This window comes from Streptomyces sp. NPDC059142 (genome assembly GCF_042755665.1).
Lineage (GTDB): Bacteria > Actinomycetota > Actinomycetes > Streptomycetales > Streptomycetaceae > Streptomyces.
Genome location: NZ_JBHZDA010000013.1, coordinates 41,644 through 63,338, shown reverse-complemented (window position 1 = coordinate 63,338; position 21,695 = coordinate 41,644). Strand labels below are relative to the sequence as shown.

The following is a 21,695-nucleotide window of genomic DNA, read 5'->3' as shown; positions in this document are numbered from 1 at the left end:
GGGCGGGGCGCGTCTCTCTCACGGTTTGGGCGTCGGTCTGGGGGGGGCGGGGCGCGGGCGCCCCCCCCCGGGGCCCCACGACCGGGGCAGGCCCGCGCTCGGCCGGTTCGGGCTGACCGTCGAACGCGACGGCAGGACCCGCCCCTGGCTGGACGACCCGTCAGACGTACTCCCGTCCGCCGTCCCGCGCCACTGACACCCCGGCGGCGGTACGGCGCCGGGCCACCACCCGCGCCACGATCACCCCCGCGCCCGCCGTGACGAGCGCCAGGGCCACCAGCGCCGCGCTCACCCACACCGGCGCGCGGAAACCTCGACCCGCCGCGATGACGAGCCCGCCGCACCACGGCCCGGCGGCGGCGCCCACGTTGAGGGCCGCCGTCGCGAACCCGCCCGCCAGCGTCGGCGCACCCGTCGCCGCGTACAGCGCCCGCGCGACCAGGGTGGAGCCCACCGCGAACGACAGCGTCCCCTGGACGAGGACGAGCACCGTCAACGCCACCGGGCTCCCCGCCGTCACCGCGAGCACGACCCAGCCGGCCATCAGCGCGAGCCCGCCCGCCACCAGGAACGGCACCGGCCGGGCATCCGCGACCCGGCCCCCGACGGTGACCCCGACGAACGAGCCCACCCCGAACAGCGCCAGCACCACGGGCACCCACCCGGCGCCGAGCCCGGTGACGGAGGTGACCAGAGGGGACAGATAGGTGAACGTGCAGAACGTGGCACCGTTCACCAGAGCGCCCAGCACCAGCGTGACCAGCAGCCGAGGCTCCCGCAGCGACCGCAGCTCGGCCCACGCGCCGACACCCCCGACACTCCCGACACCCCCGGCACCGGTACCGGAAGCGGCACCGGACGACGGCACGGCCCGCAGGATCGCGAGGACGGCCGGCACCGACACCAGGGCCACCGCCCAGAACGCCGAGCGCCACCCCCACATCTGCCCCAGCACCGCGCCCGCCGGCACGCCCACGACACACGCGATGGTCACACCCCCGAGCAGCGCCGAAGTGGCCCGACCCGTCTTCGTACGGTCGACCATCCCGACCGCCGTCACCAGCGCCACCGCCAGGAACCCGGCATTGGCCAGCGCCCCGACGACCCGCGTGACGAGCAGCACCGCATAGCTCGCGGTGAGCGCCCCGACGACATGGACGACCAGGAAGGTCACCAGGAAGAGCAGCAGCGCGCGCCGCCGCGACCAGCGGCGGCTCACCACCGCCATCAACGGCGCACCGACCACCATCCCCACGGCGAACGCCGAGGTCAGCGAGCCGGCGGCCGGAAGGGACACCTGGAGATCGCGCGCGATGTCCGGCCCGAGGCCGGAGAGCATGAACTCGGACGTCCCTTGGGCGAAAACCGCCAGTCCGAGCAGGTAGAGAGCGAAAGGCACAGCAGGACTCCGTCACCACATCGTGGAAAGCGTGGACATGACCGCACGTCGGCACACACCCGCCGAGGAACGGCGGATGCGCGGAGGCCCGGCGAATCCGGTGAGGTGGGGTGGGGAGATGCGGGAGCCGCGAAAGCACCCGTACGCACGCATCGGTACGGATGTACCGGTGTACGGGGCACAGGGAGGCGCGCCGGCACCACGGCCGGGCACATGCGGACTCGCCACCGGACGGCCGGTGGCTAGAGTCTTGACGCCTCAGGGCTGGACATGACGGCACCGTAACCAGCACACGTGCCCCACGTCCACCTCGTTCGGGACGGGTGACGGCGCGGCGGCACCGCCGGGTGGTCCAATGGGCGTCCGGGACCATCGGGAAAGGTGAGTGGTGCGCGTGCGGGCCGTGGTGTTCGAGGAGTTCGGGCGGCTGCCCGAGGTACGGAACGTCCCCGACCCGGAGCCCGCGCCCGCCGGTGTGGTCGTACGGGTCGAGGCGACCGGGCTGTGCCGCAGCGACTGGCACGGCTGGATGGGCCACGACGACGGCATCGCCCTGCCCCATGTGCCCGGCCATGAACTCGCCGGGCGCGTGGTGGCGGTGGGGGCGTCCGTCGCCGACTGGCGCGTGGGCGACCGGGTCACGGTCCCCTTCGTCTGCGCCTGCGGTACGTGCGCCGCCTGCGCCGCCGGTGACCAGCAGGTCTGCGAGCGCCAGGAGCAGCCGGGGTTCACCTACTGGGGATCGTTCGCGGAGTACGTCGCCGTGCCCCGCGCGGACATCAACCTCGTCGCCGTCCCCGACACCCTGGAGTACGCCACGGCCGCGGCCCTCGGCTGCCGCTTCGCCACCGCCTACCGCGCCGTCGTCACCCAGGGCCGCACCCGCCCCGGCGAATGGGTCGCGGTCCACGGCTGCGGCGGGGTCGGCCTCTCCGCCGTGATGATCGCCGCGGCGACGGGCGCCCGCGTGGTCGCCGTCGATGTCTCCCCGGGCGCACTGGAGCTGGCCAGGAAGTTCGGCGCCTCGGTGTGCGTGAACGCGGCATCGGTCCCCGATACGGCGTCGGCGGTACGCGAGGCCACCGGCGGCGGCACGCATGTCTCCCTCGACACCCTCGGCTCACCGGCGACCTGCGCCGCGTCCGTGGCGGGCCTGCGCACCCGGGGGAGGCACGTCCAGGTCGGCCTGCTCCCCGCGGACCGTACGCCCATCCCCATGGGCCCGGTCGTCGCCCGCGAACTCGAAATCCTCGGCAGCCACGGCATGGCCGCGCACGCCTACCCGGAGATGATGCGCCAGATCGACGCGGGCACGCTCCGCCCCGACCTGCTGGTCTCCACATCCATCCCGCTGGACGCGGCCCCGGCGGCGCTGGCCGCGCTGAGCGAAGGATCGGCGGCGGGCATCACCGTCATCACCCCGCACACCCCGCCGGACGGACCCAGGGCATAGCCGGGGCGAACGCCTGAACACCCCTGGGCGGGGCGCCTCCGGCCAAGGCGCCGCATTGTCAGTGGCGCCCTCTACGGTCTGGTCATGACTCCTGAAACGCGGGACGCGTTACGCCCGTTCCATGACGAGGCGATCGCGCGCGGCATACCCGAGGACGACGTGGAACGCTGGCTGGGCACCGCTCGCCCCTGCCTCGCGCTGGCGCAGTGCGGGGCCGACGGAGACGACGGAGGAGGCCCGGTCGTCGGGCGGTTCGGCGGGCCGCTGCTGCTTCCCGCCGATGTCCCGGACCCCGCGCACCCCTTCGTGGCCTCCATCGACCTCGCGGCCCTGCCCGCCGACGCCTCGGGCCTGCCGCTGCCCCCGGACGGCCATCTGCTGTTCTTCGCCTTCCCCGAGCTTCGCTCCTCCTACGAGAGCGAGGGCAGCGTGGTGTACGTCCCCGCGGGCACCGCCGTGACGGAACGGGACAGGAACGCCTGGAACTCCCTCGACTTCGATGACGAGGCGGCGATGTTCGAGGCGTTCCCCCAAGGCCCGCTGCGAGCGCTGCCCGGCGTGTCGCTGCCCTACCACCACTCGGTCGACATCCCCGAGGAGCCGTGGAGCGAGCCGCTTCCGGGGCATCCCCGCGCCGAAGAACTCGCCGAGGTCTGGGAGGACACCCATGACGCCATCGCCCCTGCGAGTTCTTTCCGGATCGGAGGATACGCATGTGACGAGGGCGTCTACACCGACCCGATCGGGATCGCCGCACTCCGTGCCGGGCAAGCGGCGGAGGCGGGCCTGGGCGACGGACCCGTCTCGGGTGACGTGTCGGACTGGGTGCTCCTGGCCGACTGGTACGCCGGCATGGACGTCCAGGGCTGGGAGAGCGCCACGGTCCACTGGGCGATCCAGCGCGAGGACCTGGCCGCGTGGCGCTTCCACCGGGTGTTCACCTCGGTTTTCTGGAACCCCTGATCAGGCCCGGCCCTTCCGGTGCAGCGCGAGGAAGGCGTGCGCTGTCGTGGCGAGGGCGAGCATCAGCTCGTAGAGGTGGAGCGGCGGTGTGTCGGCGGTGAACCGTCTGCCGAGTTCGAGCAGCTTGTAGGCGTCGCCGTGCAGTTGCCGTACGGCGGGTGTGTCGGCGGCGCCCCGGTACTCGCGCACGAGCAGTTCCAGGTGGCCGCGCAGAAGGAACACGGTGGCGTCCACCCATTCCCGCCCGGGGAGCACGACCCTCTGCTCAAGCGCCTCGTTCACGGTGCGGGAGATCGCCGCCACGTCGATCGGGTACGCCTCCGGGTCGCCGGTGGCCGGCCGTTCCTGGAGCCGCCACCGGCTCAGCGCGGCACGCAGTCGCCGCAGTGTGTTCGCGTCGGACGTGAAGCGCGGATCGGGGCGGTTGTGCCAATGGGTGCCGGGGGTACGGGGCGTGAGCGTCATCCGGCCGCCACCTCCCGCGTGGCGACGGTGCACCACGTACACGACCCGCGTCTGCCCCAGGCCCGCGCCAGCTCGGCCACCAGGAACATCCCCCGCCCGCTCTCCTCGTCGGGGCCGGGCAGCCGCACGGCGACGGGGGCGGGGGAGTGGTCGTCCACCTCGATCAGCACGACGCCGGTCCGGTCGTACGACAGCGAGAACCGCACCAGCTCCGCCGTCCCGTGCACCACGGCGTTGGTGACGATCTCGCTGACCAGGAGCTGTACGGTCGCGACCGCGTCGCCGCCGATGTCGTCCTGGCGGAGCACCGTCCCCGCGATGCGCCGCATATGGGCGACGCGGTGGGGGTGGGCGCGGAAGGTGAGGCTCAGCCGCAGAGCGTCCCGTATCCCGACGGAGGTAACGGGAGGGGGAGTTGTGCTCTGGGTGGAGGGAGGCATCGAGAGTCCTTACGGTCGAACCTTCGGGGTGCCGTCGCAGCATGGAGTGTGCTCACGTTGTGGAGTGAACTGGCTGCGCTGCGTGAGTGGCGGGTATAGCCTCGCATCGTGGCGGCAGCCTCGAAAGTGGGCCGGTGGAATTGCGCGACCAAGTTTCTTTGTGAGTTTCTGTCTGCGCAGCGGTCGTTCACCAGGCGACGGACGCTTCTGCCAAATCGTAGAAATTTTCGTTGGATAGCGTTCGGAGAGGACCAGAGGCGATGACGGTCAGGCAGCCAGCGAGTCCCACCCTGTGTCGACTGCAACTGGGCAATGAGCTGCGTCAGATCCGGCTCAGGAAAGGGTTGACGTCAACTCAGGTCGTCAAGAAGCTCATTTGGAGCCCGTCCAAGCTGACCCGGCTGGAGACGGGGGAGAACGCGACGGTCGAGCCTGCGGACGTCATGGCGTTGTGCCAGATCTACGAGGTTGATGAGGAGACCGCCAAGCAGCTCGAACAGTACGCGGCAGTTACGAAGACGAAACGGGACTGGTGGCAGTCGCCTGAGTATCGCCCGGTCATCGGTCCCGGTCCCAAGGCGATTCACGGGCTGGAGTCCTCGGCCGCGTCACTCCACGCGTACAACTCCGAGTGGGTTCCCGGCCTGTTCCAAACTCCGGAGTACATTCGCACATTGCATCGACATTCCCACGGTCACTCCTCCGAGGAGGACATCGAGTGCATGGTCGAGTTGAGGCAGAAGCGTCAGAAGGTTCTCCGGCAAGAGGTGCCTCTGAAGTTTGCCGTCGTCGTCAACGAAGCTGTGCTGCTGCGGCAAGTGGGGGGACGGGTGGTCATGAAGGCGCAGCTTGCCCGAATGATCGAGGAAGCCTCCGCTCCCAACATTGACCTTCAGGTGGTTCCGTTCAAGGCGGGTCACTACCGAGCGATGAACGGGCCGTTCACGATCATTCGCTTCCGGGAGGAATCGGCGGTCAAGCCGATCGTGTACCTGGAAAACCTGGCTGACCACTGGGTACTGCGGCGCTCGCCGGATGTGGAGATGTACGAGGAGGCGTTCAATGAACTGCGAGCCTTGGCGCCGGGACCGCAGGAGTCCCTGAACCTGATCACGAAAGCGATGAAGGAGCTTTGATTACTGTGACGATCACGCCTCACTCGTTGGCTAGCGTTGACTGGTTCACGTCGAGTTACAGCAATGACACGGTCGCCGGCGACTGCGTCGAAGGCGCCCACCTCCCCGGTGGCCGTATGGCCGTGCGTGACTCCAAGAACCCCCACGGCCCCGCCTTCGTCTTCACCGGCCCCGCCTGGGCCGCCTTCGTCGGGGCTGTCGGGGCCCGGTCGTAGGTCACGGCCACCCTTCGGCCGGGTGCCGTTGTCTCGTATGCTCCCCGCCATGAGCGACGGGGCGGGCGGCAGACGGGTCATCGACGGGCGGTTCGAGCTGGAGGCGCGGCTCGGCGGGGGCGGGATGGGGACCGTGTGGCGGGCGCGGGATCTCGTGCTGGACCGGGTCGTCGCGCTGAAGGAGGTCCGCCCGCTCGATCCCGCGCTCGCCGAGTACGACCCCGAGGCCGCGTATCTGCTGCGGGCCCGGGTGTTGCGGGAGGCCCGTGCTCTGGCGCGGGTCAGCCATCCCAATGTCGTGACCATTCACCATGTCGTCGACGGTGACGCCTACCCGTACCCCTGGCTGGTGATGGAGCTGGTCACCGGCGGGACGCTCCACGACCGGCTGGCCCGGGGGCCGATGGAGCCGGTCGAGGCGGCGGCGCTGGGGCGGGAGGTGCTGGCCGCGTTGCGGGCGGCGCACGGGGCGGGGATCCAGCACCGCGATGTGAAGCCCGCGAACGTTCTGCTGCGGCCGGACGGCCGGCCCGTTCTCACCGACTTCGGGATCGCCGCCATCCGCGAGGCGACCGCACTGACCGCGACCGGGTCCATCATCGGCACCCCCGACTACATGGCGCCCGAGCGGATCAGCGGGGACGACGGCGGGCCCGGATCCGACCTGTGGTCGCTGGCGATGATGCTGTACGTGGCCGTGGAGGGGCGGCATCCGTTGCGGAGGGGGTCGACGCTGGCCACCCTCGCCGCCGTACTCAAGGAGCCGCTTCCGCCGGCGACCAAGGCAGGGCCGCTGGCCGCCGTCCTCGACGCCGTGCTCGTCCGGGACCCGGCCGCGCGGCCCGACGCGGAGACCGTGGACGGCATGCTGGCGGCCGTGGCGCGCGGGGTGGTGGGCGCGGGCGCCGGGGCCGCCCCGGGAGCGACGGAGCCGGGGCCGCCGGAGCCGGGGACGACGAAGCGCGGGACGCCGGAGCCCGGGACGACGTCGTACCGTCTGGCGCCGCCCGGGGCCGTTCCGCGTACCACCGTGCCGGACGGCGACGTACCGCCCCCGGCCGGCGGGCGGTCCCGGGTGGCGCGCCGGGTCGCGATCGGCGCCTCGCTCGCCGGTACGGCGCTGGCCGTGGTCCTCCTGTGGACGCTGCTACCCGACCTGGGCGACCTGACCCGGTGGAACGTGCCCGACTCCGGCGCGCAGTCCGGGACCTCGGGGGTCTCGGGGCCGTCTTCGGGGCCGTCGTCGGGGTCGCCGGAGGCGGGGCGGGATCTGCTGACGCCGGCCGGGATCCGTACCGCGGTCAAGGCGCTCAAGGCGGAGATGGGCACCGACCGGGTGGGCAGCTTCTCCGTGTACGCGGACTTCGTCGCCGCGCACGGCATGGTCAAGGGGAGCGACACGCGGTACGACTCGTACACGTACCGCGTGGACGAGGGGGTCACCAAGGGCCCGAGCAGCGGGACGCTCATCGGCGGCCAACTGCCGGTGAGCATGGACGCGTTCGACTGGGACGCGGTGCCCGCGCTGCTGAAGCGGGCGGCGGAGGACCTGAACGTCGACAAGCCGACCTCGCGCTATCTCCTGGTCAGACAGCCGAACGCGCTCCTCGGCTCGTCGGAGGGGATGACCCTCTACCTCACGAACGCGTACGGCGCCGGCTATCTGGAGGCCGACAGCAACGGCAAGGTCGTCAAGGTGAACCCGGCGCGGTCCTGACCCCCGGGCGGCGGGCTCCGGTGCGGCCGGGTCAGGTGCGGGAGACGTCGGCGGACCAGGAGGCGAGGAGGCGCAGCCGTTCGTCGGTGGGGGAGCCGACCTCGGCGGTCCAGACGACCATCTGCTGATCCGGGTCGGTGGTGGCGGTCAACGTGTCCCACTCCAGGGAGAGTTCGCCGACGACCGGATGCTGGAGCACCTTCACACCGACGCTCAGGGTGGCGACGTGGCGCGCGGCCCACCACTGGCGGAAGTCCGCGTCCTGGACGGACAGTTCACCGACGAGGGCGGTGAGCCGGGGATCGTCCGGATATTTCACCGCCTCCATGCGCAATTGCGCGACGCAGGTGCGTGCGACGCTTTTCCAGTCGGCGTACAGCGTGCGCATCGCGGGGTCGGTGAAGAGAATGCGGACGTAATTGCGGTGCTTCTCCGGTACGGCGGAGAAATCCGTGACCAGCGCCGCCGCGAGTGGATTCCAGGCGATGACGTCCATGCGCCGGCCCATCACGACGGCCGGTGTCACGGTGAGGTCGTCCAGAACCCTGCGCAATTGCGGCTGCACCTTTTGCAGGGCACGGCGGCGGGGCCTCGCGGTCTCCTTCCCCGCCAGACCGAACAGATAGCGGCGCTGGTCCTCGTCGAGGTGCAGCGCCTCGGCCACCGCGCTCAGTACGGACGCCGAGGCGGGCATACGGCCCTGCTCCAGCCGGGTGTAGTAGTCCGTGGAGATCGCCGCGAGCCGGGCGACCTCCTCCCTGCGCAGCCCGGCCACCCTGCGTGGGCCCGCGCTCTCGGGCAGGCCCACGGCGCGCGGGCTCAGCTCGGCCCGGCGGGCCTTGAGGAACTCGCCCAGCTCGTTGAGATGCGGTGTCGGACTCATGCCCCCAGTGTGACAGTGAGCGCCCTTCGTGTGAGGGGGAGAAAACCCTCCCAGGATGTTCCTCTCCCAGGAGGGAATTCTCCTCTCCACGGCGGCGCGCGCGAGTGCGAGCCTGGGAGCGGAACACGTGGAGATCTGTCGTACGACCGGCCGACCGGTGGAATGGACGCCGGTGGAAGGACGCCGCCGAATGGGCGGCTCCGAAAGGCCGACGTGGAATCCGGAGCGGAATCCGGAGCGGAATCCGGGACGGAGTCCGACGGGGAATCCGGGACGGAGAAGAGGTCTCCCGTGGGAAGGCGCCGGGCGGGAGGGCACCGACGAGGTGCCGCCGCCCGCGACAGGACGAGAGGAACGGCGCGAGATGAAGTTCGTGGAACAGCAGGCCAGCGGCAAGGGACCGGAGGAGTGGTTCACCGGGGATGTGTGGTTCGACGCCCTGTACGCGGGCACCGAACCCTCCCGGATGCGCGTCAACATGGTGCGCTTCGCGCCCGGTGCCCGGACCGCCTGGCACCACCACGCCGTGGGCCAGACCCTGCACGTCGTCGCCGGGGTGGCCCTGATCGGCACCCGTGACGGCACGGTCTTCGAGGCACGCCCCGGCGAGACGGTCGCCTGCCCGCCCGGCGAGGACCACTGGCACGGCGCCACCGAGGACCGCTTCATGGAGCACCTGGCGCTGTGGGAGGCCCCCGCCCCCGGTGACGACCGGCCGGAGACCACCTGGCTGGAGAAGACCACCGACGCGCAGTACACCGGCCCGCGCACCCGCTCCCACTGAGCCCCGTGGCCCTTCCGGCACGCCCGCCCCGTACGACACATGGAGGAGACCGTTCATGCCGTCCACGACGACCGCCCTGTTCGGCCGCGCGGCTCCCGCCGTCGCCGACGGGCGGATACGCCCGGTGGTCGGCGCCACCCTCCCCTTCGACACCGCCGCCGAGGCCGCCGGACGCCTCCGCTCCCACCGGGCCCGCGGAAAGACCGTCCTCACCGTTCCCTGAACACGCGGACCCCGGCACCCCCCCCAAGAACTTCGGGCCACGGGCCACGAGCCACGGGCCGAGAGCCACGAGCCACGAGAAGAAAGCGAGACGTCCCCATGCGGGCCACCTTCATGTACAAAGCCGGCGACGTACGCGTCCAGGACGCCCCCGACCCGGTCATCGAGCAGCCCACCGACGCGATCGTGCGGATCGTACGGTCCTGCGTGTGCGGCAGCGACCTGCACCCGTACCACACCATGACGGCCGCCGACGGGCCCGCGCCCATGGGACACGAGTTCCTCGGCACCGTCGAGGAGGTCGGCTCCGAGGTGACCGGCCTCCACCGGGGCGACCTGGTCGTCTCGCCCTTCGCGTACGCCGACAACACCTGCGAGCTGTGCCGCGAGGGCCTGCACACCTCCTGCCCGAAGGGCGGCTTCTTCGCCGCCGGGATCGGCGGCTGCCAGGCCGAGGCCGTCCGCGTCCCCCAGGCCCAGGGCACCCTGGTCAAGCTCCCCAAGGGGGTCGACGAGGCGCTGCTGCCCGGTCTGCTGACGCTCGCGGACGTCTACGGCACCGGGTACCACGCCGCCCACCAGGCCCGGGTGCGGGACGGCGACACCGTCACCGTCATCGGGGACGGCGCCGTCGGACTGCTCGCCGTCCTGTCCGCCAAGCAGCTCGGCGCCGAACGGATCATCCTCATGGGCCGCCACAAGAGCCGTACCGACCTCGGACGCTTCTTCGGCGCCACCGATGTCGTCGCGGAGCGCGGCGAGGAGGGCATCGCCAAGGTCCGCGAACTGACCGGCGGCCAGGGCAGCCGCGCCGTGCTCGAAGCCGTGGGCCACATGCCCGCGTACGAGATGGCGATCGGCGCCGTCCGCCCCGGCGGCGTCATCAGCCGCGTCGGCGTGCCGCAGTACGAGGACGCCCCGGTCGGGTTCGGCAGCCTCTTCGGCCCGAACGTCACCCTGACCGGGGGCCCGGCCCCCGTACGCGCCTACATCGACGAGCTGCTGCCCGCCGTCCTGGACGGCACGGTCGAACCCGGCCGTGTCTTCGACCGCACCGTCACCCTGGAGGAGACCCCCGAGGGATACCGCGCCATGGACCAGCGCGAGGCGCTGAAGGTCCTCGTCACCCCCTGACCGGTCACCGCTCGGGGACCGGTCAGGGACCGGTCGGGGGAGAGCGTGCGGGGGACGGTGACGGGGACAGGGGCGGGGACGGTTCGCTTCCGTTCCCGCCCCCGCCCCGTCCGTCCCGCGCGGTGGCGGGTCAGCCGAACGGGATCCGTACCACCGACTGGTTGCCGATGCCGAGCGTGCTCGCGCCGTTGCCGATGGCGTTCCACACCTCGACGCGCACCTTGCCGTTGACCAGGTTGCCGTGCGATCCGGTGGCCGACTTCAGCCCCTTCGCCTGGGTGTAGTGCTCGTACCCGGCGACGGGGTCGGTCGCGAAGTACTGGTACGTCTCCGTACGGTCCCAGACGCCGTCGCCCGTACGGTCGTAACTCACCCTCACCTGCGAGCCGTTGGCGACCGACGTGCCCGCGTCCACGAAGAGGTCGAACTGGGTGGCGCCGCCGTTGTACGTCCGTGTGATGGCGCCGGAGGTGAAGACCTGCGGATTGTTCACCGTGCCGTCGTGGTTGGCGCCGCCCGCCGAGGCGATCGTGGCCGTGGCGGCGGAGCCGGTGGAGTCGCCGAGGCCGCCGCCCGTCCGCGCGTACAGCGTGGAGGAGCCGGTGGGGGGATCGGTGGGCGGGTCGGTGGGCGGTGTGCTGCCGCCGCTGGTCCACACGGCCACGTAGTCGACCAGCATCGGGTGGCCGGGGACGGTCGCGGCGGTCGGCGTCTGCCCGCCGAGCGCGTCGGGGAAGGCGCCGCCGATCGCGACGTTCAGCAGGATGAAGTACCCGGCGTGGTCGGTCATGTTGGACCAGGTCGTGGCGTCCATCTGGTTCTGGCCGACGGAGTGGAAGAGCTGGTCGTCCACGTACCAGCGCAGTTGGTTCGGGGTGGACGAGCGGTCCCACTCGAAGCGGTACGTGTGGAACGCGGACTGGCAACTCGACCCGGGGCAGGCCCTGCTGGCGCCGAGCCCCGTCGTCTCGTTGCAGGGGCCGCCCGGGTTCACCCCGCAGTGCAGCACGCCCCAGACCGAGTTGAGGCCGTTGACGTTCTCCATGATGTCGAACTCACCGGTGGCCGGCCAGTTCCAGTAGTTGCCCCGGTACGGGGAGCCGAGCGCCCAGAACGCGGGCCAGTAGCCGAGCGCGGCGCTGCCCGTCACGTTGGGCATCTGGATGCGGCCCTCCATGCGCAGCGTGCCGCCCGCCGGAGCCTTGAAGTCGGCGCGCTTGGTCTCGATCCTGGCCGAGGTCCAGTTGCCCGCGCCGTCCCGCAGCGGGGTGATCCGGAGGTTGCCGCTGCCGTCGAGGCTGAGGTTGCCGGCGTTCGCGGTGTAGTTCTGGATCTCGCCGGTGCCCCAGTTGCCGGGCCCGCCGGGGTAGCTGTGACCGGTGTCGATCTGCCAGTTGGTGGCGGAGGGCGAGGCACCGGCCGCGCCGTTGAAGTCGTCGCTCCACTGGAGGGTCCAGCCGGGCGCGGGCGGGATCGCCCCCTGCGCGGGGCCGGCGCCGGTGACCCCGACGAAGCCCGCGAGGGCGACGACGAAGGCGATGAGCGCGGCGAGGACGGGCGTGCGGGACGTGCGTCTTACGTTGCTCGTGCTCAAGGAACACCTCCGGTACGGATGGTGCTGGGGATGGTTCGGGCGGGGTCGCCACGAGGGATGAGAGCGCTCTCAGTGCTGTCAGTACGTCTTGTAGCGGCGCCCCGGCTGCTCGTCAATGGACCGGACCCGTCCCCGTCCCCTCCCTGTCCGGTTCAGGGCGTTGCCTTGACGTCGGCGTCAAGGATTACGGTCGGCGTCATGCGCATCGGTGAGCTGGCGAGGCGGGCCGGGACCACCACCCGGGCCCTGCGGTACTACGAGTCGCGCGGGCTGCTGCCCGCCCGGCGTGCGGTGAACGGCTATCGCGCGTACGACGAGAGCGATCTGCGGCTCCTGCGGCAGATCAGGACGCTCCAGGACTCCGGGTTCGATCTGGAGGAGACGCGGCCGTTCGTCGAGTGCCTGCGCGCCGGACATCCGGCCGGGGACTCCTGCCCCGCCTCGCTCGACGTCTACCGGCGCAAGCTGACCGAGCTGGACGGTCTGATCGACCAGCTCGTCTCCGTACGGGCCCAGGTGGGCGAACAGCTCGCGCGCGCCGAGGCGTTCCGGGCGGAGACGGAGCCGCTGTGCGCGATGACGACCGTACCCGTGGACGAAAAAAGGGGACAGGGATGATCGAGATCGAGGGCGTCGAGTCCGTGACCGACGCGGACTTCGACGAGCGGGTCCTGGGGGAGGCGAGCCTGCCGGTCCTGGTGGAGTTCACCGCCGACTGGTGCCCGCCGTGCCGCCAGATCGCGCCGGTCCTCGGCGCCGTGGCGGCGGAGGAGCGCGGCCGGATCAGGATCGTCCAGCTCGATGTGGACGGCAATCCGGCGACGACGGCGCGGTACGGCGTCCTCGCGATGCCGACGCTGATGGTCTTCCGCGCGGGCGAGCCGGTGAAGTCGATGGTCGGCGCCCGCGCGAAGCGCACGCTGCTGCGGGAGCTGGAGGACGTCCTCCCGCCGGTCGCCCACCGGAGCTGACGGGGACGAGGGGGAGCCGGGGCCGACGGGCGCGGGAGCCGACGGGAGCCGGGGTCGACGGACGCGGGGCGTGGGGCGCGGGAGTTGACGGCGTCGCGCGGCCGGGCCCCGGAGGCGGGGCGGCCGGCCGCGCAGGTGCCGGGCTCACATGGCGGGCGGGATGGCTCCGGAACTCATCATCTCGATCAGATCCTCCATCTCGTCGCCCTGCTGGTCGCCGTAGGCCGCCCGCAGGTCGCGTTCGGCCTTGACCGAGTCGGCGGCGGACGCCGGGTTGGAGATGAGCAGGCCCTTCGGCAGTGGCCTGCCGGTCATGGCCTCCCACACGTCGGAGGCGAAGCTGGCGCAGTTGTACATCGTGAGGTTGTACTTGGCGTCCTTCCTGGCGAACGCCGCCCGGTACCCCTCAAGCACCTGCTCGAACCCCACGCTCGCGGTCTTCTGCTCCTTGTCGCCCCCGTGCTTGTCGGGGCAGACGATCTCCCCCGGCACGCTGAGGACCGGGGAGGGCGTCTGCGGATAGAACCCGAACTCCGTCGAGTCGCCGAGCGGGGAGGTGACTTCGAGCCAGACGTGACCCACCTCGCCGTCGTCGCGGAACTCCCTGCTCGTCCAGGACGTGCCGGGGTCGATCTTCGCCTTGACGGTCCACTTCTTGTCCTGGGCGTCCGGCGAGATCATGCCCTTCCTGATCACCGTCCGCAGCGCCCTGAGGCTCTTGTGGTACGGCAGTTGGGCTTCCTGCTCGGGCGTCGGCGCGTTGACGGCGGGGTTCGTCACCGTCTCCGCCTCGGATTCCGACTCGGACTCCGTGTCGGATTCGAACACCGAGCGCAGCTCAGGAGCCGGGGCCGGGGCCGGGGCCTGCGCCTGTCCCGGGCCTCCCGCCGTCTCCGTGGGCACCCGCTGGACCGCCGGCCCCTCGGCGGGGCCGCGTCCGTCGCGCAGCATCTGTACCGCGACGGCGTTGCCGGCGGTGGACTGGACGAAGGACAGGGCGGCCGGATCGGACGGCACCGTGCGCGGGCCGGTCTGCGACTCCGGGGACAGGGCACGGCCGGGCGCCCGGACAGGTACACGTCCTCCGTGCCGTCCGTCGCGCTGTGCTTCTTCGTGGGTGTGCCTCGGAGCTCTCATCCCGCCACACCCTTACCGACGGGCGGCGTCCGGGGGAACGGTCGCCCGTACCTCTCCGAGGGCAAGCCCTCTGCCCGAAGGGACGCCCCTTTTTCCCGTGTCGGGACGGTGCGATCCCAGGGAGATTAATTCATGGTTACGAGGCCCGAGTTGAACTGTACGAGCCTTGACGTGCGTCGACGGCACCCTCCACACTCTTCCTCGTGAACGGTCAGGAATCCACAGGAACGGGCATTCGCCGTGCTGCCCGCTGAGCGACATCGCCGTATCTGTGAGGCGTTGCGCGCCCAGCGGATCGTCTCCACGGAGGACTTCTCCCGCATGCTGGACGTCTCCCAGGAGACCGTCCGCCGCGATCTGGTCACCCTCGAACGCCGGGGCCTGCTGGTGCGGGTGCACGGCGGGGCGACCAACACCGCGGGCGGGTTCGGCGAGGAAGCGCCGTTCGACGAGCGGTCCGGGATGGACCGGCAGGCCAAGGTGGCCATCGGGGCCGCCGCGGCGGCGCTGATACGTCCGGGCCAGACCGTGGTGATCGACATCGGCACGACGGCGGTGGAGGTGGCCCGCGCGCTCCCCGCCGACCATCGCGGCATCGTCGCCACCTGTTCGCTGCTGGTGGCCGCCGAACTGGCCGGCCGCCCGCATGTCGAGGTCCTGGTCAGCGGCGGCCGTCTGCGCTCGGGCGATCTCGCCTGCTCCAACGCGCAGGCGCTGGCGTTCTTCGCGGACATCCGCGCCGATGTGGCGTTCCTCGGCTCCGGCGGGGTGGACGCCTCGGCCGGGCTGACGGACTTCCACCTCGACGAGGTGGCCACGCGGCGGGTGATGCTCGCCAACACCGTGCGCTCGTACATCCTCGCGGACTCCAGCAAGTTCGGCCGTGTGGCGCCGTACCGCGTCTGCGGTCTGGAGGACGTCGACGGGCTGATCACCGACACCCGCCCCTCGCCGACGCTGGAGTCGGGCATGGAGCGCTCCGGTGGTGTGGTCGTCGTCGCCTAGTGCGGAACGCGCGAGCGCGCACCCGCGGGGAACGCGGGCACGCGGGGAGACCGCGCCGAGCGCCTACGGGGAGCCGTGCCGAGCGCCCGCGGACCCCCCGAACACCTGTGGAAAAGCGGTCAGGTGACGCGGCTACGTCACCTGACCATGACCGAAATCCCCACCTATCAACGTAAAGGAGTCGATCGTGCCCCAGTCTTCCACACCGGCGGAAAATGCGGCGGTGTCCCCTCTCACCCCCGGCACATCCACAAGAACTGACGGAAACGCGTCCGCCCCGGTTGCGTCGTCCGGGGACCCGGCCACCGCCGCCGCGGTCGCCGCGGCGTCCGCCGCGGACGGCCATGCCACCGGCTACAAGCCGCAGTTCGCCCGTACGCTCAGCCGCTTCGAGTCGTTCGCCGTCGCCTTCTCCTTCATCTCCATCACCACCGGCCTCTTCACCACCTACGGCACGGTGCTGGGCTCGGCGGGCCCCGCCGGCATCTGGACCTGGCCCCTGGTCACCCTCGGCACGGTCCTCGTCGCCCTCGTGTACGGGATGCTCGCCAGCCGTATCCCGATCTCCGGCTACAGCTACCAGTGGGCCAGCCGGCTCGCCTCGCCCGTGCTGGGCTGGTGGTTCGGCTGGGTGTCGTTCGCGTTCCTCGCGATCGTCGTCGTGGCCGTCGACTACGGGCTGACGCAGGTCGCGCTCTTCCCGCTGCTCGACATCACGTACACGGCGACGGGCGGCGCCATCGGCACCGTCATCGTCCTGCTCCTCCAGATGTCCCTGATCATCTGGTCGACGCCCATCACCACCAAGGTCAACAACATGGCGGTGGGCGCCGAGGTGATCGCCATGGTCGGGCTGACCGTGCTGATCGCGGGCGCCGTCCTCTTCTTCGGCAAGGGCGACTGGAGCAACCTCGGCTCGTACGGCACGATCCCGGCGGACGGGTACTACGGCTTCCTCGGCCCGTTCATGCTCTCCGCGCTGCTCGGCGCCTTCACCCTGGTGGGCTGGGAGTCCGCCGCCAACCTCGCCGAGGAGACGCACAACCCGAAGAAGGTCGTCCCGCAGGCCATGGTCCGCGCCATCCTGCTCAGCGGCGGCATCGGCATGCTCTTCCTCATCGTGATCACCGCGGGCGTCGGCGACAACGTCGCCGCGCTCACCGCCGACTCGGCGCCCGTCGCCTCCATCATCGAGTCGACCGTCGGCAGCGCCGTGGCCACCGCCATGCTGGTCGTCGTCTGCATCGCCATCTTCGCCTGCGGCCTGGTCATCATGGTGAGCAACAGCCGTCTCGTGCACTCCATGGCCCGTGACGGACGCCTGCCGTTCTCCGAGACGCTGAGCCAGGTGCCGCGTCCCACCGGCGGCCCGACGTGGGCCACCCTCACCGTCGCCCTCGCGTCCATCGCCATCGTCGCGGTCTTCTCCGGCAACGCCGACGCGCTGCCGCAGCTCCTCGGCGCGGGCACGCTGATGCCCGCCATCCTGTACGCGGGAACGGTCACCCTCTTCATCTTCACCCGCCGCAAGTACACCCCCGCCCCGGACGACTTCCAGCTCGGCAAGTGGGAGAAGCCCGTCGTCGCGGGCGCGGTGATCTGGCTCGTCCTGGAACTCTGCATCTTCATGATCCCGTCCGACTTCCGGGGCGCCCAGCAGTACGCCCTGGCCACCCTGGTGGTCGGCGGCCTGCTCTTCGCGTCGGTCTGGTTCACCCGCCGCGAGAAGCTGGTGCAGCAGCCCAGCCTGGACGGCGAGGGGCTGATCGGCGACGAACTGCCCGCGGACGGCGGCGCGAAGCCCGCCACGGAGGCCGACTCGCTGTGACCGTGCTCGCCATCGATCAGGGGACGTCGGGGACCAAGGCCCTCGTCGTCGACCCGGCGGACGGTGTCGTCGCCGTCGCCGAGGTGCCCGTCACCCCCGTCCACCTGCCCGGTGGCGGCGTGGAGCAGGACCCCGAGCAGCTTCTGGCCTCCGTCCTGGAAGCCGGCCGTCAGGCCGTCGACCAGGCCGGGGGCCGCCCCCTGCGGGCCGTCGCCCTCGCCAACCAGGGCGAGACGGTACTCGCCTGGGACCGGCGCACCGGACGGCCCCTCTCCCCGGCCATCGTCTGGCAGGACCGCAGGTCGGAACCGCTCTGCACGGAACTCGCCGACGCCAAGGAGTGGGTGGCGCACCGGACGGGGCTGGTCCTCGACCCGTACTTCTCCGCCCCCAAGATGGCCTGGCTGCGGGCCAACCTGACCAGGGACGGGGTGGTCACCACCACCGACACCTGGCTGGTGCACCAGCTCACCGGCGCCTTCGTCACCGACGCGTCGACCGCCAGCCGCTCGCTGCTGCTCTCGATCGACTCCGTCGACTGGGACCCGGAGCTGACCGCGCTGTTCGGACTCGACGGGGAGGAGCTGCCCCGTATCGCCGCGTGCGACGAGATCGTCGGTACGACCGACGCGTTCGGCGGGCAGCGGCTGCCGCTCGCCGGGCTGATCGTCGACCAGCAGGCCGCCCTCTTCGCGGAGGGCTGCCTCACCCCGGCCACCGCCAAGTGCACCTACGGCACCGGCGCCTTCCTCCTCGCGCACACCGGCGACACCGCGCTCCGCTCCACCTCGGGACTCACCTCGTCCGTGGCGTGGCGGGCGCGCGGCGAGACCCCGTACTGCGTGGACGGGCAGGTCTACACCGCCGCCTCCGCCGTGCGCTGGCTCCAGGACCTCGGCTTCGTGTCGACCGCCGCCGATCTCGACCGGGTGGCGGCGAGCGACGCGGAGGGCGTCCTGTGCGTACCGGCCCTCGCCGGGCTCGCCGCCCCCTGGTGGCGCCCCGACGCCACCGCCTCGCTCACCGGTATGACACTCTCGACCCGGCGGGAACACCTCGTCACCGCCGTCCTCCAGGGCATCGCCGCCCAGGTCGCCGAGGTGGCCGGGCTGGTCGCCGCCGATCTGGGTGCACCGCTGACCCGGCTGCGCGCCGACGGCGGACTCACCCGGTGCAGGACACTGATGCAGGCACAGGCCGACCTCGCCCGGATGCCCGTCGACGTCTACTCGTCACCGCACGCCACGGCGCTCGGCGCGGCGGCGATGGCGCGGCTGGCGGTCGAGCCGGGGCTGAGCCTCGAACAGGCGGTACCGGAGTGGACGCCCGGCACCACCTACGAACCCCGCTGGTCCGAGGACCGGGCACAGGAGTTCCGCGCCCGCTGGCTGGCGGCGGTGGACGCGACTGTGCCGCCGGCCGCAGGAGGAACCGTATGACCGACGACACCAGACCACCGGCCGGCACCCCCTACGACGTCGCCGTCATCGGCGCCGGGGTCGTGGGCTCCGCCATCGCCCGCGAACTGGCCGGGCACGCGCTCTCCGTGGCGCTGCTCGACGCCCGCGACGACGTCGGCGACGGCACCAGCAAGGCCAACACGGCCATCCTCCACACGGGGTTCGACGCCAAACCGGGCACCCTCGAATCCCGTCTGGTCCGGCGCGGCTACACCCTGCTGTCCGCGTACGCCGAAGCCACCGGCATCCCCGTCGAACGCACCGGGGCGCTCCTCGTCGCCTGGACGCGGGAGGAGCTGGACGCCCTCCCCGGGCTGCGCGAGAAGGCCGTCGCCAACGGGTACGAGCACTGCGAACCCGTCACCGCCGAGGAGGTCTACCGCCAGGTCCCGGCGCTCGGACCCGGCGCGCTGGGCGGCCTCACCGTCCCCGACGAGTCGATCATCTGCACATGGACCACCACCCTGGCGCTGGCCACCGACGCCCTGGCGCGCGGCGCGCGGGTGCTCCTCGGCCACCGGGTGGAGTCCGTACGGCAGAACGCGGCCGACCCCGACGCGCCCGGCGGTACGGGACCCACGACCACGCTGCTCACCTCGCGCGGCCCCGTCACCGCCCGCTGGGTGGTCAACGCGGCCGGTCTGGGCGCGGACGTCCTCGACGGGCTCTTCGGCCACCGGCGGTTCACCGTCACCCCGCGCCGCGGCGAACTCCTCGTCTACGACAAGCTGGCCAGGCCGCTCGCGGACCGTATCGTGCTGCCGGTGCCCAGCAAGGTCGGCAAGGGCGTGCTGATCAGCCCCACCATCTACGGCAACGTCATGCTCGGCCCCACCGCCGAGGACCTGACCGACCGCACCGACACCGGAACCTCCGAGTCCGGCTTCGCCTTCCTCCTCGACAAGGGCGCCCGGCTGATGCCCACGCTCCTGGAGGAGGAGGTGACGGCCTCGTACGCGGGGCTGCGCGCCGCCATCGACCACGGGGACTATCTGATCGAGCCCGACCAGGACCGGCGCTATCTGCTGGTCGGCGGGATCCGCTCCACCGGTCTCACCGCGTCCCTGGCCATCGCCGAACATGTACGGGGAGTCCTCGGCGGGGCCGGTCTGGCCCTGGAGCCGCGCACCGATCTGCCGGGACCGCCCGCCATGCCCAACCTGGGCGAGGCGTTCACCCGGCCGTACCAGGACGCGGCGCTCATCGCCGAGGACAGCGCGTACGGACGCGTCGTCTGCTTCTGCGAGCGGGTGACCGAGGGCGAGATCAGGGACGCCTTCCTCTCCCCGCTGCCGCCCGCCGGACTCGACGGGCTGCGCCGCCGCACCCGTGTGATGAACGGGCGCTGCCAGGGCTTCTACTGCGGGGCGCGGACGGAGGCCCTGCTCGCCGGGCGCGGCGCCGCCGAGCCGGGCGCCGGGTGCGCCACGCGGCAGCCGTCGGAGCAGTCGCAGTCGCGGCAGCCGTCGCAGCAGTCGGAGCCGCGGGAGCCGTCGGAGTCGCGGACCCCGGACCGCCCGGCACAGGAGCGGCCGGCGCAGGCCCCGGCCGCGCAGGACCAGGAGACCTCCACATGACCACGCCCCTCCCCGGCACCGGTGCCCCCGAGGCCCGGCCGGCCGCCGCCACCGTGCTCACCCCCGACGTCGTGATCGTCGGCGCGGGCCCGGCCGGGCTCACCGCTGCCGCAGAACTCGCCCCGCACCTGCGCGGCGGCGTCCTCGTCCTGGACCGCGAACCGGACGCCGGCGGCATCCCCCGCCACAGCGACCACACCGGTTACGGCGTCCGCGACCTCAAGCGGTGTGTCACCGGCCCCGCGTACGCCCGTACGCTCGTCGGCCGCGCCCAGCTCGCCGGGGCGACGATCCGCACCGAGGCCACCGTCACCGGCTGGGCGGGCGACCGCTCGCTCGATGTCACCACGCCCCAGGGGCGGGTACGGGTCGACGCCCGCGCCGTCGTCCTCGCCACCGGCGCCCGGGAGCGGCCCCGCTCCGCGCGGCTGATCCCCGGCGACCGGCCCGCCGGCGTCCACACCACCGGACAGCTCCAGAACCTCGTCCATCTGCACCACCGCGAGGTCGGACGGCGCGCCGTCGTGGTCGGCGCGGAGCTGGTGAGCTGGTCCGCCGTGCTCACCCTGCGCGAGGCGGGCTGCCGTACGGAGCTGATGACGACCGCGTACCCGGTCCCCGACTCGTACGCCGCGTTCCATCTGCCGGGCCGGGCGCTGCTGGGGGTCCCGGTGGCGACCGGCACCCGCGTCACCCGGATCATCGGCCACGGCAGGCTGCGGGCCGTGGAGATCGAGGAGATCGCCACCGGCCGGCGCCGCACCGTCGAGTGCGACACCCTGATCCTCACCGGCGACTGGATCCCCGACCACGAACTCGCGCGCTCCGCCGGGCTCGACATCGACCCGGGGACGAAGGGGCCGCTGGTGGACACCGCGCTGCGGACCAGCCGCGCCGGGGTGTTCGCCGCCGGGAACCTGCTCCACCCGGTCGACACGGCGGACATCGCCGCGCTGGACGGGCGGCACGCCGCACGGCAGGTACGGCTCTGGCTGGACGGCCTGGTCCCCGCCGCCGTCACCGTGCCGATCGTCGCCGACGAGCCGTTCCGCTGGGTGGCCCCCGGGCTGCTGCGGGTCGGCGACCCGGCGCCGCCGCGCGGGCGTCTGCTGCTCTGGACGGACCGGCTGGTCCGCGCGCCCCGGGTGACGGTCCGCCAGGGCTCCCGGATCCTCAACCGGCGGACGGTGCCGTGGCCGGCGGCGCCGGGGCGGGTCTTCCGTGTGCCGTGGAATCTGCTGCGCGGTATCGACCCGAAGAAAGGGCCCGTACGCATCGGGCTGTGAATTCGGTTCCATCGCCCTCTCCACCG

Annotated in this window: 21 protein-coding genes; 15 read left to right on the top strand and 6 right to left on the bottom strand. The window is 72.1% G+C overall.

Annotated features, from left to right (window positions below):
- Positions 1-160: 160 nt before the first annotated feature.
- Positions 161-1,399 carry a Cmx/CmrA family chloramphenicol efflux MFS transporter gene (locus tag ACFXPK_RS07565; RefSeq protein ID WP_385072734.1) on the bottom strand — a complete coding sequence of 413 codons (1,239 nt, stop codon included), beginning with the start codon at positions 1,397-1,399 and terminating at the stop codon, positions 161-163.
- Positions 1,400-1,793: 394 nt separating this feature from the next.
- Here ACFXPK_RS07565 and ACFXPK_RS07560 point away from each other — a divergent pair, with 394 nt between their 5' ends.
- Complete coding sequence (locus ACFXPK_RS07560) at positions 1,794-2,852, top strand: zinc-dependent alcohol dehydrogenase family protein (protein ID WP_385072731.1); 1,059 nt, start codon at positions 1,794-1,796, stop codon at positions 2,850-2,852.
- A gap of 84 nt (positions 2,853-2,936) precedes the next feature.
- Positions 2,937-3,815, top strand: coding sequence for a DUF1963 domain-containing protein (locus ACFXPK_RS07555; protein WP_385072728.1), 879 nt, complete (start codon positions 2,937-2,939; stop codon positions 3,813-3,815).
- Here the strand turns inward: ACFXPK_RS07555 and ACFXPK_RS07550 are convergent, their stop codons facing one another.
- Positions 3,816-4,280, bottom strand: a complete 465-nt coding sequence (locus tag ACFXPK_RS07550; RefSeq protein WP_385072725.1) for a hypothetical protein — start codon at positions 4,278-4,280, stop codon at positions 3,816-3,818. It abuts the gene before it with no gap.
- The gene (locus tag ACFXPK_RS07545; protein ID WP_385072722.1) at positions 4,277-4,720 is read right to left on the bottom strand and encodes an ATP-binding protein; all 444 of its coding nucleotides are present in this window, start codon (positions 4,718-4,720) and stop codon (positions 4,277-4,279) included. Before ACFXPK_RS07545 ends, ACFXPK_RS07550 begins: the two co-directional genes overlap by 4 nt.
- A 260-nt stretch (positions 4,721-4,980) precedes the next feature.
- On the opposite strand from ACFXPK_RS07545, the gene ACFXPK_RS07540 reads away from it, so the two are divergent.
- The 3 genes from ACFXPK_RS07540 to ACFXPK_RS07530 are packed head-to-tail and all read left to right on the top strand — an operon-like array spanning position 4,981 to position 7,788.
- Positions 4,981-5,856 (top strand): helix-turn-helix domain-containing protein, encoded by an 876-nt coding sequence (locus ACFXPK_RS07540; RefSeq protein WP_385072720.1) that lies wholly within the window; start codon positions 4,981-4,983, stop codon positions 5,854-5,856.
- A gap of 26 nt (positions 5,857-5,882) precedes the next feature.
- Entirely contained in the window at positions 5,883-6,071 is a 189-nt protein-coding gene (locus tag ACFXPK_RS07535) for a DUF397 domain-containing protein (protein WP_385072717.1), read from the top strand.
- A 49-nt stretch (positions 6,072-6,120) separates the two neighbouring features.
- Positions 6,121-7,788, top strand: coding sequence for a serine/threonine-protein kinase (locus tag ACFXPK_RS07530; protein WP_385072714.1), 1,668 nt, complete (start codon positions 6,121-6,123; stop codon positions 7,786-7,788).
- A gap of 31 nt (positions 7,789-7,819) precedes the next feature.
- Here the strand turns inward: ACFXPK_RS07530 and ACFXPK_RS07525 are convergent, their stop codons facing one another.
- Positions 7,820-8,671 carry a helix-turn-helix domain-containing protein gene (locus ACFXPK_RS07525; protein ID WP_384999796.1) on the bottom strand — a complete coding sequence of 284 codons (852 nt, stop codon included), beginning with the start codon at positions 8,669-8,671 and terminating at the stop codon, positions 7,820-7,822.
- A gap of 364 nt (positions 8,672-9,035) precedes the next feature.
- Between ACFXPK_RS07525 and ACFXPK_RS07520 the strand changes: the two genes are divergently transcribed.
- The 3 genes from ACFXPK_RS07520 (at position 9,036) to ACFXPK_RS07510 (ending at position 10,811) form a co-directional block, all read left to right on the top strand.
- Complete coding sequence (locus ACFXPK_RS07520) at positions 9,036-9,455, top strand: cupin domain-containing protein (RefSeq protein WP_385072711.1); 420 nt, start codon at positions 9,036-9,038, stop codon at positions 9,453-9,455.
- Between the two features lie 55 nt (positions 9,456-9,510).
- Positions 9,511-9,678, top strand: a complete 168-nt coding sequence (locus ACFXPK_RS07515) for a zinc-binding dehydrogenase (protein WP_384999790.1) — start codon at positions 9,511-9,513, stop codon at positions 9,676-9,678.
- Positions 9,679-9,776: 98 nt separating this feature from the next.
- On the top strand, positions 9,777-10,811 hold the full coding sequence (locus tag ACFXPK_RS07510) for an alcohol dehydrogenase catalytic domain-containing protein (RefSeq protein WP_384999787.1): 1,035 nt from the start codon (positions 9,777-9,779) through the stop codon (positions 10,809-10,811).
- A gap of 130 nt (positions 10,812-10,941) precedes the next feature.
- Here ACFXPK_RS07510 and ACFXPK_RS07505 read toward each other — a convergent pair whose 3' ends face one another.
- Positions 10,942-12,405 carry a glycoside hydrolase family 16 protein gene (locus tag ACFXPK_RS07505; RefSeq protein ID WP_385072708.1) on the bottom strand — a complete coding sequence of 488 codons (1,464 nt, stop codon included), beginning with the start codon at positions 12,403-12,405 and terminating at the stop codon, positions 10,942-10,944.
- Between the two features lie 198 nt (positions 12,406-12,603).
- Between ACFXPK_RS07505 and ACFXPK_RS07500 the strand changes: the two genes are divergently transcribed.
- Together ACFXPK_RS07500 and ACFXPK_RS07495 are read left to right on the top strand one after the other, a co-directional pair.
- Positions 12,604-13,023, top strand: a complete 420-nt coding sequence (locus tag ACFXPK_RS07500) for a MerR family transcriptional regulator (RefSeq protein WP_385072705.1) — start codon at positions 12,604-12,606, stop codon at positions 13,021-13,023.
- Positions 13,020-13,376, top strand: a complete 357-nt coding sequence (locus ACFXPK_RS07495; protein ID WP_385072702.1) for a thioredoxin family protein — start codon at positions 13,020-13,022, stop codon at positions 13,374-13,376. The genes ACFXPK_RS07500 and ACFXPK_RS07495 overlap by 4 nt, the downstream gene beginning before the upstream one ends.
- Before the next feature lie 144 nt (positions 13,377-13,520).
- Here the strand turns inward: ACFXPK_RS07495 and ACFXPK_RS07490 are convergent, their stop codons facing one another.
- Complete coding sequence (locus ACFXPK_RS07490; RefSeq protein WP_385072699.1) at positions 13,521-14,393, bottom strand: hypothetical protein; 873 nt, start codon at positions 14,391-14,393, stop codon at positions 13,521-13,523.
- A 360-nt stretch (positions 14,394-14,753) separates the two neighbouring features.
- Here ACFXPK_RS07490 and ACFXPK_RS07485 point away from each other — a divergent pair, with 360 nt between their 5' ends.
- The 5 genes from ACFXPK_RS07485 (at position 14,754) to ACFXPK_RS07465 (ending at position 21,669) form a co-directional block, all read left to right on the top strand.
- Positions 14,754-15,518, top strand: coding sequence for a DeoR/GlpR family DNA-binding transcription regulator (locus tag ACFXPK_RS07485; protein ID WP_385004672.1), 765 nt, complete (start codon positions 14,754-14,756; stop codon positions 15,516-15,518).
- A gap of 223 nt (positions 15,519-15,741) precedes the next feature.
- Complete coding sequence (locus ACFXPK_RS07480; RefSeq protein ID WP_385004674.1) at positions 15,742-17,346, top strand: amino acid permease; 1,605 nt, start codon at positions 15,742-15,744, stop codon at positions 17,344-17,346.
- 2 nt (positions 17,347-17,348) lie between these two features.
- The gene (locus ACFXPK_RS07475) at positions 17,349-18,785 is read left to right on the top strand and encodes an FGGY family carbohydrate kinase (protein WP_385004684.1); all 1,437 of its coding nucleotides are present in this window, start codon (positions 17,349-17,351) and stop codon (positions 18,783-18,785) included.
- A complete protein-coding gene (locus tag ACFXPK_RS07470) occupies positions 18,782-20,383 on the top strand; it encodes an NAD(P)/FAD-dependent oxidoreductase (RefSeq protein ID WP_385072695.1) in 1,602 nt (533 codons plus the stop codon). The genes ACFXPK_RS07475 and ACFXPK_RS07470 overlap by 4 nt, the downstream gene beginning before the upstream one ends.
- Positions 20,380-21,669 (top strand): NAD(P)/FAD-dependent oxidoreductase, encoded by a 1,290-nt coding sequence (locus ACFXPK_RS07465; RefSeq protein WP_385004678.1) that lies wholly within the window; start codon positions 20,380-20,382, stop codon positions 21,667-21,669. The genes ACFXPK_RS07470 and ACFXPK_RS07465 overlap by 4 nt, the downstream gene beginning before the upstream one ends.
- Positions 21,670-21,695: the final 26 nt, after the last annotated feature.